Source organism: Pseudomonas sp. AKS31, from assembly GCF_023634765.1.
In the GTDB taxonomy this organism is placed as follows: domain Bacteria; phylum Pseudomonadota; class Gammaproteobacteria; order Pseudomonadales; family Pseudomonadaceae; genus Aquipseudomonas.
In genome coordinates this window covers 45460-45885 of record NZ_JAMLFX010000038.1, presented here as the reverse complement: position 1 = coordinate 45885, position 426 = coordinate 45460, and the positions used below count along the sequence as shown (strand labels likewise).

General features: G+C 53.8%; 1 protein-coding gene. It reads right to left on the bottom strand.

Annotated elements, in window-relative coordinates:
• On the bottom strand, positions 1–426 hold a 426-nt coding region (locus M9827_RS27610; RefSeq protein WP_502943476.1), incomplete at both ends, for an integrase core domain-containing protein.

Genomic DNA, 426 nt, shown 5'->3' with positions numbered 1-426 from the left:
CAAGCCTGCCTAAACAGTGGCTGCAAAGGTACAGTTCCCAAGCGTCATCAGCCACTTCCTTCAGCGCGATGTCCTCTCCAATCAGAGCCTCTCCCAGAAAAATCAGCTGCCCTTTCCATTTAATTTCCCCATTTGACCGAACCTTGCGTACTTCAACATCCGAACCGTATTCAAGCGCAGGCAAGTAACCGGGATAAGCGCGTATCGACGGGCTATAGACAGATGCCGGCGGTTTCATGCCCAGCGCGGTATGCGGTCGGTGGTGGTTGAAGTCTTGGATGAAATCCTGAAAAGCCAGCTGCTGGCGCACCAGGTTTTCCGCCGGTGGCACTGCTGCCTTTAGCGTTCGATGCATTCGTTCATGTCGACCATTTTGGTCGGGACGGCCAGGCGTAATCGTTTCGACATGGATTCCAAGCCTGATGA